At 33.7% G+C, this 11,137-nt stretch carries 10 protein-coding genes and 1 pseudogene; 10 read left to right on the top strand and 1 reads right to left on the bottom strand.

Annotated elements, in window-relative coordinates:
- Positions 1 to 153 precede the first annotated feature (153 nt).
- Positions 154 to 468, top strand: coding sequence for a GNAT family N-acetyltransferase (locus ACIQ56_RS09165; protein ID WP_397600767.1), 315 nt, complete (start codon positions 154 to 156; stop codon positions 466 to 468).
- Between the two features lie 100 nt (positions 469 to 568).
- Here the strand turns inward: ACIQ56_RS09165 and ACIQ56_RS09170 are convergent, their stop codons facing one another.
- A complete protein-coding gene (locus ACIQ56_RS09170) occupies positions 569 to 1,471 on the bottom strand; it encodes a ParB/RepB/Spo0J family partition protein (RefSeq protein WP_397600768.1) in 903 nt (300 codons plus the stop codon).
- A 605-nt stretch (positions 1,472 to 2,076) separates the two neighbouring features.
- On the opposite strand from ACIQ56_RS09170, the gene ACIQ56_RS09175 reads away from it, so the two are divergent.
- The 9 genes and pseudogenes from ACIQ56_RS09175 to ACIQ56_RS09215 all read left to right on the top strand — a co-directional run.
- On the top strand, positions 2,077 to 2,901 hold the full coding sequence (locus ACIQ56_RS09175; RefSeq protein WP_397600769.1) for a hypothetical protein: 825 nt from the start codon (positions 2,077 to 2,079) through the stop codon (positions 2,899 to 2,901).
- A 196-nt stretch (positions 2,902 to 3,097) separates the two neighbouring features.
- Positions 3,098 to 4,105, top strand: a complete 1,008-nt coding sequence (locus tag ACIQ56_RS09180; protein ID WP_397600770.1) for a hypothetical protein — start codon at positions 3,098 to 3,100, stop codon at positions 4,103 to 4,105.
- A gap of 46 nt (positions 4,106 to 4,151) precedes the next feature.
- Positions 4,152 to 4,718, top strand: coding sequence for an ATP synthase F1 subunit delta (gene atpH / locus ACIQ56_RS09185; RefSeq protein WP_397600771.1), 567 nt, complete (start codon positions 4,152 to 4,154; stop codon positions 4,716 to 4,718).
- A gap of 11 nt (positions 4,719 to 4,729) precedes the next feature.
- Positions 4,730 to 6,256 (top strand): F0F1 ATP synthase subunit alpha, encoded by a 1,527-nt coding sequence (atpA, locus tag ACIQ56_RS09190; protein WP_397600772.1) that lies wholly within the window; start codon positions 4,730 to 4,732, stop codon positions 6,254 to 6,256.
- Entirely contained in the window at positions 6,240 to 7,178 is a 939-nt protein-coding gene (locus ACIQ56_RS09195; protein WP_397600773.1) for a F0F1 ATP synthase subunit gamma, read from the top strand. Before atpA ends, ACIQ56_RS09195 begins: the two co-directional genes overlap by 17 nt.
- A 23-nt stretch (positions 7,179 to 7,201) precedes the next feature.
- A complete protein-coding gene (atpD, locus tag ACIQ56_RS09200; RefSeq protein ID WP_397600774.1) occupies positions 7,202 to 8,617 on the top strand; it encodes a F0F1 ATP synthase subunit beta in 1,416 nt (471 codons plus the stop codon).
- Between the two features lie 19 nt (positions 8,618 to 8,636).
- Complete coding sequence (atpC, locus tag ACIQ56_RS09205) at positions 8,637 to 9,089, top strand: ATP synthase F1 subunit epsilon (protein ID WP_397600775.1); 453 nt, start codon at positions 8,637 to 8,639, stop codon at positions 9,087 to 9,089.
- 147 nt (positions 9,090 to 9,236) lie between these two features.
- Complete coding sequence (locus tag ACIQ56_RS09210) at positions 9,237 to 10,694, top strand: glycosyltransferase (protein ID WP_397600776.1); 1,458 nt, start codon at positions 9,237 to 9,239, stop codon at positions 10,692 to 10,694.
- A gap of 8 nt (positions 10,695 to 10,702) precedes the next feature.
- Positions 10,703 to 11,137, top strand: a pseudogene (locus tag ACIQ56_RS09215) (hypothetical protein); the annotation flags it as partial.

Consider the following 11,137-nt stretch of genomic DNA (forward strand, 5'->3'; position numbering starts at 1 on the left):
CCAAAAGATTGGTTACCTTGGAATTATCTTGATACTATCAACAAAATCAAAAACCACTCTCTATAAAAAATTTAATTCCATTCATTGTGTTTGTAAAATGCACTTATTGGGAGGACACTTGTCCGTGAATATTATTTAAATTTAGCGAATCATTTGGGGTTTTCAGATCTAAAACCTTATCACCTATTTTATATTAAAGCTGGAAATAAAACGGCATGTATTGCTTCTTTGTTTTTTCATCAAGAAATTTGTGGAATTTTTGATGTTCTCACTCATGATGATTTTAGAAAGCAAGGATATGCTTCTAACATAATGCGTTATTTATTATATTATGCAAAAAATCATGGAGCAAAATATATATCTTTAACGGCATCATCAAAAGAAGCGGTAAGCATTTATAAAAACTTAGGGTTTCAAGAATTGGGAAATTATCATTGTTATGAATATAAAAAAGGGACGATAATTTAGTATGAATTTATTTTTATAGATAGCTTTTCCTATCACAACATCACTTTTGTTATTCAGATTTAGGTTTAATTATTTAAGAGGGTAACTTGGTGACTCCGTTTTATTTTGGCGGAGTAATAATATTACCAAGAATTAATTCAGAAATTCTTTCTAAGTCATCTAGAGTATAGTAACTAATTTCAATTTTTCCTTTGTTTGTATCTCCTGTTATCTTAACTTTTGTCCCTAAATGCCCTTTGTATTGATCACAAATGTAACGAAGATCGGGAGATATGGAATCGATAAGAGTTTTTTGATTCTTCTCAGATTTAAAAGATTTAATGAGATCTTCGGTTTGCCTTACAGATAATTTTTTCTTTACGATGATGGAATGCACTTTTAATTGCATTTTTTCATTGTCAAATGAGCATAGAGCTCTGGCATGTCCTGCAGAAATGACTCGTTTATTTAAATCAGCCAAAATTTTCTCTGGAAGAGATAAAAGTCGGATCGTATTTGCTATTGTCGCTCTATTTTTTCCTATGCGGGAAGCTAATGTTTCTTGAGAGTAGTTGTGTTCTTCAATAAGTTGTTTATACGACTGAGCTTCTTCAACAGCAGATAATGATTCTCTTTGAATATTTTCAATTAAAGCAAGTTCAAGCCTAGAATGATCGTGTAGTTCTCGAACAATGCAAGGAACTTTATCTAATCCAACTATTTTTGCTGCTCTCCATCTTCTTTCACCAGCAATGATTGTGATATGTTCTTTGCTATCAGTAGATACAATTATAGGTTGTAGAATTCCATAGGTACGTATGCTCTGTGCTAAATCTTCTAAACTATCTTGATCAAAATTATGTCTTGGTTGATTTTCAAGGGGATCCAAATTATCAATAGAAATGTATTCAATAATTTGGTTTTGATAATAATTTTTGGATTGGTCAGAATACTTTTGATTTAGAGTAAAAGATTTTTGTTTTTCAAAGTTCTGTGGTTCATTAATCGTTGAAGTAGAGCTCATTTTTTCTCCTAAGAACAAATATGAATACTAATTCCAGTCTTTCATTTATATCAAGCGATTTAGAAAAAACTTAATATGCTTAATATTTTCATAAGTTTAAAAGCAATTGTTTCACGTGAAACATTTTTTACTAAATATATTTTCTCATATTTAAGAAGCTTGATGTAAATTTTGTTTATAGGAAAATTAAACCCACTGTTTGGAACCTTGGCATATTTTATTTTAAAAGTACCTTTTTGCAAATGCTGTTTTAAAGGGTTTATTGAATATTTCAATTAAAAATCAAAATATTATTAAATTAACTAGTATTATTAAATAAATGAGTGATTGTTTCACGTGAAACAATTTTGTTTTATAAAGGATGCTTATCCTTTAAAGATCGTTTTTCCAAACGAACAATGTCTTAGATCTAATACAGAGATGTAAATATGTTTATCATTTTAGGTTTTTCAAAAAGGATTTATTTTTCAAGAGTTTGAAATTCATAACTCTTAAATATTTATTAAAAATTTAGAAACGAAGGAATCTGAATCAAAAACATAGAAAGAGATCATTAGGATTCACTATATAAAATAGGAATATGTATTTTCATTAAGGAGATTCTAATGCATTCACCTCGTTCAAAGTTAATATCTATTTTAATTAAAAAAAAGCTATATGAGGAAATAGGCCACATTATTTCTATAACGAGGCAAGGCTTTGATGTTCATGTTAAAACAGATTTTATTGAAATTCAGGAGCTTCTAATAGGTCTTCTTGAAAATGAGATCACCTCAAATTTAATTGATATAAATTTAGTTAGAGATCCAAAAATTCTAAATATTGATAAATTATCAAATTCTAATATTACTTCATTAAAACCAACTATTTTTATTCATTCAGAATGTTTGAGTAGCGGATATGGGTTTGTAAAATATAAAGTACCATCTCCTGATTCTTTATTAAGTTCTACATCATCAGCAATTGAAAATATATTGGACTATTTCGGATTATCCATTTTTTTAGATGCCTTTGATTCTGATTTGCTTTCAAAATTAAAACAAATTGCTAAAACCTTAGGTTTAGCAATTTTAATTGATGCCGTAGTTCAGACCGCTTATTATGGAGGTTTTCATGGAGATAAAAATAGGTCCCTTCAGTATCTAGATAGCATCCAACTAAATAGTGATGAAATTTATAGCAAAAATATTGTGCCAATTGAAAAATGTGCAGAAACATTTTTTTCTTATGTGATACTTCAAGGAGAAGATGCTCATACATTTTTAAAGTCAAGTCTGAGTTACTATGCCGTAAAACTTCAGGGCTTCTCAATGACAAGGGCAAGTCAAGTTTTGCAAATTTCAAGAACAACGCTTCAAGAACATCTTAAACTAGCGGATCAACTTGGGGTATCTAATTTTTTTGAAGGATATAGACAAAAAACAATTTAATACTAAAATTAATTGCAAATTATGTGAGCGAGGGCTTGCAGAATCTCAAAGTTCACAGTAATAACAAGGCCAGATACAGGAACGAGCGGGTGCTGCTTGGGTCGCCGAACCTAAACAACACCGTTTTTGTTTTAGATATTTTATTTTCTTTAGATTATTCAGTGCTTCGCGCTGAATTTGCGCTGAGGTGGAGTAAATGGCAGGCTCACTAGATATATATCCGTTTCATGACACTGAAGGTGCCATAAGGTTTGGTATTCAGATTGGAATTTTTTTGGTTGGTGTTATTGTTGCACAAAAACTTATCATAGGACCTGCAATAAAACTTCATAATGAACGTAAACGCAGAACTATAGGTGCAACTGAAGCATCAAGACTTGAAAATGATCGGGCTAAAAAACTTGAAATGGAATATTTAGCTCAATTAAAAAAAGGTGCTGAAGAAGCTAAAAACTTAAGAGCACAAGAAATTTCTGCAGCTCAAAAAGCAGCAAATAATTTAATTGCTGAAAATCAAAAAAAGGCTGATGCTTACCTAAATGAAGTTCGGGATCATCTTTCATCCGAAATAAATCAAGCAAAATCAAATCTTCCTAGCCAAGTGAAAGAACTTGTTTCAACAATATATAAAAAAATTGGTGTTGCATTAGTTCTTGCTATTATTGGATATAAAGGTTTTATTGAGTCTTCTCCTGCATTAGCTGCATCAGGAACCGGTGAAACATCTTTTTGGTATAGTGTTTTTTGGTCCTATTTCCAGTTTGTAATTTATATTGGTGCTCTTGTGCTTTTTGCTCGCAAGCCGATTGCTGCGATGCTTGATAAAAATAGAAATGAGTTGAGAGCTCGTCTATCTGAAGCAAAAGAAGCAAGTATTTTGGCTGAACGTAAAGTTAAAGAATATGAAGCTCAAATTGCTTCGCTTGAAAAAGAAATTGCAGAGCTAAAAGATCAAAGTCTTTTTGATGCAAAAATTGAGCGAGATAAAATTATGTCTGATGCTGCCAAAGTTTCTGAATCTATCTTAAAAGACGCAGAACGTGCTGCAAAAGAACTTATTACTCGTAGCAAAGAAGAAATTCGTCAAGAATTATTTAATTTGGCTCTTCATGAAGTTGAAAAATCTCTTACTCCTGAGCAGTTGCATACACTTGATTCAAAACTCAAGTCAGAGACGATTGACGGAATAAAAATGCTCAATTGAATATAAATTTTTTTCAATTCTGCTTTTATGTGGAGTATTACTATTTATGAATAAATTTTCTGGCCCTCTCGCAAGACGTTATGGGACTGCACTGTTTGAATGTGCAATTGAAGCTTCTCAAAAAGGCGATTCTAGTTTGTTTGAAAGCTACGTTGAAGCTTCTAGAACATTAATGACTATTTTTAATAAAAAAATGACTTCATTTTTTATTAATCCAACTTTGTCAATTGAAGAAAAAAAACAACTTCTTGATACAGTTCTTAATAAAATATTTGTCAATAAAAAAATCCCTTCTGAGTTGTCTGATTTTTTAAAACTCATGTTAGAAAATCATCGTTTTTCTGAGTTACAAATGGTTTTAAAAAACTTTTTAATAAGAGCGGATGAGTATGCAGGAGTAGCAAGAGCTACTATTATTTCTGCAAGTAAGTTAAATGAAAATGGAGAATCCGAATTTTCTTCTGTTCTTCATGATGTTTTAAATAAAAAAATAATCCTTGAATCAAAGGTAGATGAATCCCTACGTTCAGGTTTTATTATAAAAGTTGGAAATACAAACGTGGATGCGAGTCTGCGTTCTCGTCTTTTGAATCTTAAAGAGTCTTTGAGTTAGGAGTTGAATTCATGGAGCATATCCGGGTTGATGAAATAAGCCAATTATTAAAACAAAAAATTCAGGCTTTTGGACAAAAGGCAGAAGTATCTGAGACAGGCACTGTAGTGTCTATTGCAGATGGCATGGCTCGAATTTATGGCCTTGAAAAAGCAATGATCAGTGAGCTTATCACGTTTGATAACGGGGTTAAAGGAATTGTACTTAACCTTGAAGAAGACAACGTAGGTGTCGCTGTATTTTCTGGGGCAGAAACTGTTCGTGAAGGCATGCAAGTTCGCCGCACTGGAAATGTAAATAGCATTCCAGTTGGTCCACAGTTATTGGGCAGAGTTGTAAATGCTTTAGGTGAGCCTATTGATGGCTTAGGTGAATTAAACTCAAATGAAATTTCTCCTGTTGAAATAAAAGCGCCTGGTATTATGGCACGTAAAAGTGTTCATGAGCCAATGCAAACTGGTATTAAGTCAATTGACTCCATGATTCCAATCGGACGTGGACAACGCGAACTTATTATTGGTGACCGCCAAACAGGTAAAACAGCAATTGCTATTGATACCATCATTAACCAAAAAGGAAATGGTGTTAAATGTATCTATGTTGCAATTGGACAAAAATATTCAACAATTGCACAGGTTGTTGAAAAACTTCGCCGCGCAGGAGCTCTTGAGTATACAACGATTGTTGTTGCTGGTGCTTCCGAAGCCGCAACTCTTCAATTTATGGCTCCTTATACAGGCTGTACAATTGGTGAGTACTTTCGCGATCGTGGAGAACATGCGGTTGTATTTTATGATGATTTAACAAAACATGCTCAAGCTTATCGTGAGCTTTCCTTATTGCTACGCAGACCTCCAGGTCGTGAAGCATATCCAGGTGACGTATTTTATCTACACAGCCGTTTATTAGAGCGCGCTTGTAAATTAAATGATGAGCTAGGAGCAGGAAGTTTAACAGCTTTTCCTATTATTGAGACTCAAGCTAATGATATCTCAGCATATATTCCGACAAACGTAATTTCTATTACAGACGGTCAAATTTTCTTAGAAGCTGACCTTTTTAATGCTGGTATGCGTCCTGCTGTTAATGCTGGTTTATCCGTATCTCGTGTGGGTGGAGCCGCTCAAACTGGTGCAATGAAACAAGTTGCGGGTAACCTCCGTCTTGAATTAGCTCAATATCGCGAATTGGCTGCATTTGCTCAATTTGGCTCTGATCTTGATGCCGCTACGCGTAAGCAAATTAACCGTGGCCAAAGATTAACGGAATTGCTTAAGCAAGCTCAATACTCTCCATTACCTATGGAAAAACAGGTTCTTACTGTTTTTTCAGCTATTAATGGATACTTAGATAATATTGAAGTGCGTTTTGTAGGTGCTTTTGAGCGTCAAATGCTCAATTATTTTGAAGCTACTCATAAGAAAATTTTAGATGAAATTGCTACAGGTAAGAAAATGAGCAACGAGTTGCAAGCGGAAATTAAAAAAGCCCTTGACGATTTCGCAAAGAGGTTTGAACCAAATGCCAGCAAGTCTTAAGGATCTTCGCAGTAAAATAAAAAGTGTAAAAGGCACTCAACAAATTACGAAAGCAATGAAGTTGGTTTCTGCTGCGAAGTTTGGCCGTGCGCAGCACAATGTGGTTAATTCAAGACCATATGCCCATTCCTTAGCACAACTTACTTCAAAAATTGCTGGCGTAGTTAGCGGCGGATGTAATCATCCGCTTATGAATGAGTCTTCTTCTAAAGTAGCTGCTGTTCTTGTGATCTCTTCTGAAAGAGGTTTATGCGGTGGCTATAATGCTAACGTAACTAAACATGCAATCAAAACAATTTCAGAACTCGAATCAGAGGGCTATAAAGTTGTAACAATTTGCATTGGAAAAAAAGCATTACAGACTTTAAGCAGAAGACGTAAATTACTAACAAAAACAAAAGAGGAAGCTGTATTTGTTTCTGAAAACGATTATTGCAATGATCCTTCTGTTTTAGTTTCAGAAAATGGGCTTGTTTCAATTACAGCTCATTTTGACAAACCAACAAATGCAAATGCGACACGTTTATCAGATGCTTTTGGTAAGCTTTATTCAGATGGTAAAATTGGAAAATTTGTTGTTGTATATAATAAATTCCAGTCTGCTATGTCACAAACTCCAACGTCTGATGTTGTTTTGCCACTTCATATTGGTACTACTTCAATTGAAGCAGAGCCTATTTTTGAGCCAGAAGTTGATGAGCTCATTTCATTTGTTATTCCAAGATATATGGCATCAAGAATTTTTCAAACACTTCTTGAAGCTGTAGCAAGTGAACATGGTGCACGTATGACTGCAATGGATAATGCTACAAGAAATGCTAAGGAAATGGAGCGTAAACTCCAAATTACTTATCAAAGGGCTCGTCAGGCGGCAATTACTAAGGAACTTATTGAAATTATAAGCGGTGCTGAAGCACTATAATTTAAAAAAATTTGGAGTTTTTTATGTCAGGATTAGGAAAAATCATTCAAGTCATGGGGCCTGTTGTTGACGTGCAATTTACGCATGGAAACCTGCCTGAAATTTATTATGCTTTACGTACAACAAATACTTCTATTAATAATGAAAAAGAAAATCTTGTTTTAGAAGTTGCTCAACATCTTGGTGAAAACACGGTTAGAGCAATTGCTATGGACTCCACAGAAGGCCTTTGCCGTGGAATTGAAGTTCGTAATACTGGAGAACAAATTTCTGTACCTGTTGGAAATGCAGTTCTTGGCAGAATTATGAATGTTATTGGTGAGCCAATTGATGGCCAAGGTAAAGTGGGATCAGATAAACACTACCCAATTCACCGTAAGGCACCAGACTTTACTCGTCAAAGTACAAAACTTGAAATGCTTGAAACAGGTATTAAAGTTGTTGACTTACTTGCTCCATATCAAAAAGGTGGAAAAATTGGTCTTTTTGGTGGAGCTGGGGTTGGTAAAACAGTATTAATTATGGAATTAATTAATAATATTGCTAAACAACACGGCGGTTATTCTGTATTTGCTGGTGTTGGTGAGCGTACTCGTGAAGGTAATGACCTTTATCATGAAATGAAAGATTCTGGAGTTCTTGATAAAGTGGCTCTGGTTTATGGGCAAATGAATGAGCCGCCAGGAGCGCGTGCACGTGTTGCTCTTTCTGGTTTGTCTGTTGCAGAATATTTCCGTGATGAACAAAATCAAGACGTTTTATTTTTCGTAGATAATATTTTCCGCTTTACTCAGGCTGGTGCAGAAATTTCCGCTTTACTTGGTCGTATTCCATCTGCTGTGGGTTATCAACCAAACTTAGCAACAGAAATGGGCGATCTTCAAGAGCGTATTACTTCAACGAATACAGGTTCTATTACCTCTGTTCAGGCAATTTATGTTCCTGCAGATGACTATACTGACCCGGCTCCTGCAACAGCGTTTGCTCACCTTGATGCGACAACTAACCTAGATCGTTCCTTAACAGAAAAAGGAATTTATCCAGCTGTGCACCCTCTTAACTCGACAAGTAGAATTCTTGATCCTCAAATTGTTGGAGATGAACACTACAATACAGCGCGTAAAGTTCAGCAAATATTACAACGCTATAAAGAGTTACAAGATATTATCGCAATTCTTGGTATGGATGAGCTTTCTGAAGAAGATAAACTTGTTGTTGCCCGTGCTCGTCGTATAGAACGTTTTCTTTCTCAGCCATTCCATGTTGCTGAAGTATTTACAGGCAATCCAGGTTGTTATGTTAAAGTTTCAGATACCGTTCGTAGCTTTAAAGAAGTTTGCGAAGGTAAATGGGATCATTTACCAGAATCTGCATTTTACATGGTTGGTGGTATAGACGAGGCAATTGAAAAAGCAAGAAAGATGGGAGTTTCCGTCTAATTTGGGGTATTAAAATATTATGGTCGAAACAAAAGGCAATATGAGAGTTGTAATTTTAACTCCTTACAAGCGTCTTCTTGATCTGTCTGGCGTTACCGAATTGTATTTACCTATTGAAAACGGGATAATCGGGGTTTTGCCTGGTCACGCGCCAATGGTTTCTGCAGTAGGAACGGGAGTTGTTGTTTACACTCAAAATAACGTCTCAGGTTTTTTTAAAGTCGCAGGAGGTGTTGCTGAAATTACAGGCGCTTCTGTAACTTTATTAGTTGATGTTGGGGAAGATGCCTCTCAAATTGATGTTGAAAGGGCAAAATCTTCTCTTGAAAGAGCTGAAAATCGTTTGATTGCAAAAGCATCTGAGCATATAGATATTAAAAGAGCTGAAGCCTCAAAATTAAGAGCTATTGCAAGATTAGAAGCAGCGGAATTGCACATGGGCAAAAACTCTCAAGACAAAAAATCTTTATAAAATTTCGAATTTTATAATTTAAGTAATTTTTTTGATTGTTGCAGTCGTTCATAGTAAATTTTAATCTGTTTATTGTGCTAGGATTAATGGAAGGGTTTTTTAGCTCTTCCTTTTTTATTCTTTGATCTTAAAGATGGTGTGCAAAAGATGACTTCTCAGCTGACTTTGTTAGAAGAAGCTAACTTTAAGGATAATTCAGATATTGTTTGGCTTGCTATCGATTCAAGGTCTGCACAGTCAGGTGTTGTTTCAGGTATTTCAAGATTTGTTATTGGTTTAACTAGAGCTCTAGCTGCAGAGTTAGATAATAGAAAAATCGTTTTTACAAAAAATAAAAAAAGATTAAAAATCCTAATTGTTTCTAAGTCAGAACCTGCTCAATGGGTTCTTGAATTGGTACATAAATATCCAAATATCGTTTCGTTTTGGAGTGGTGGCCCCGGCGCTCTACAAAAGTCTTATGATAAGCCAATATGGCTTTGGCCTACTTTTGCGTTAAAAAGAATTCAAAAACTCACAAACAACCAAGTGATATGGTTTGCTCCAGCAAATTTTGATAGACCATTATTTGTTTCTAGAAATAATATGTCATCAAGAGTCATTCAAGTTGTTCATGATAGTATTCCATTTATGCCTGTGAAAGGTGTTGGCTTTATTTTTAAAAGACAGTTTCGATTTTTAGTTAAAAGAGCTTTATCCCGCTTGCCTTTTGTTACAACTGTTTCAACTCATTCTGCTAAAATATTGCAAGGTTTAGTTAAAAAAAGAACAGCTCCACTATATGTCATTGGTGATGCGGTTGATCTGCACTTTGGAAGCAAATCTAGAATAACAGATAATAATCTTCTTTTTTCCTTACGTAAAAAATTTTTAGATGAAGTTACATTTGAAAAAGATTCTGAAAAATTAGCTTTATTTATTGAAAAAATAATACAAGGCAATTGGGTTTTAGGTGTTGGAAGAAATCAAAAATATAAGTGCTGGGATATTGCTTCTCAAGCAGTTATGAAAGTAGCAACAGATTCATCTTTAAATATTTGGTTTATTCGAATAGGAGCGGATCAAAAGGAAATATCAGGATATTTAAAAAAATGTGTTCCTAAAGAAATTGGAAGAATTAAATTTTTTGAAAATTTAAAAACAATTATTTTTCCAATCTTGTCTGACTTCGAATTAGCAGAATTATATAGATTGTCTTCTCTTCTTGTTCATCCTTCTGTTGCGGAAGGATTTGGTCTCCCTCCATTAGAAGCTGCTTTAAGTGGAACGCCAGTTATTTATAGAACATCTACTGCAGTTGATCAGCATTTTTCACCTGGTATGCTTCCAAGTAATTTTTGGTGTGGTTTAGATAATGGTTATTTAGCAATTTGGGCAAAACAAATTGAAAAAATGCTTATAGATAATAAGGATTCTGAATTTTATATAAACTTGAATAAAGCAAAATCCACTCGAGAATTTATTGTAGAAAAAGCTCATGGTAAAAGTTTTGAATGGAATGAGTCGGCTATTTCTCTATTAGATTGGCTTTTGAGTGATGCTGGTATAATAAATAAATTCAATAAAAAGGCTCTAAATCCTGCATTCAGTGAAGTAAAAAAATAGGGGATACCATGAAGATTGGGGTTTTATTTTGGGGCTTTAAAGATTTAAATTTAGCCGCAGAATGCGCTAATTTACTGAAAAAAGATCATGGAATAAAAGAGTTTTATATTCAAATATCACCTCAAGAAAAAACAATTTCATTATTAGATATTTTCCCTGAAGAAATAATACGCTCTGATTATGATGATTTAAATTTTTTTTATAAGTGGTTATCTCGAAATCATAAAAAAAATATAATTATAGTTATGGATTTTTGGACTCTTTTATCGAAGAAAAATTTTATTGCTAATTTAGAAGTATTAAAAAAAATATTTGATGAACCTTTTCATTTTTTAATTTGCTGTCCTAAAATTTATCACGATCCTATTTTAGATATAAATCAGAAAAAATTAATCAATATTGTTGATAAAACTTTTGATTATTTTAAAAATGTGCAGTCTTTA

This window comes from Silvanigrella sp., assembly GCF_044369315.1.
In the GTDB taxonomy this organism is placed as follows: domain Bacteria; phylum Bdellovibrionota_B; class Oligoflexia; order Silvanigrellales; family Silvanigrellaceae; genus Silvanigrella.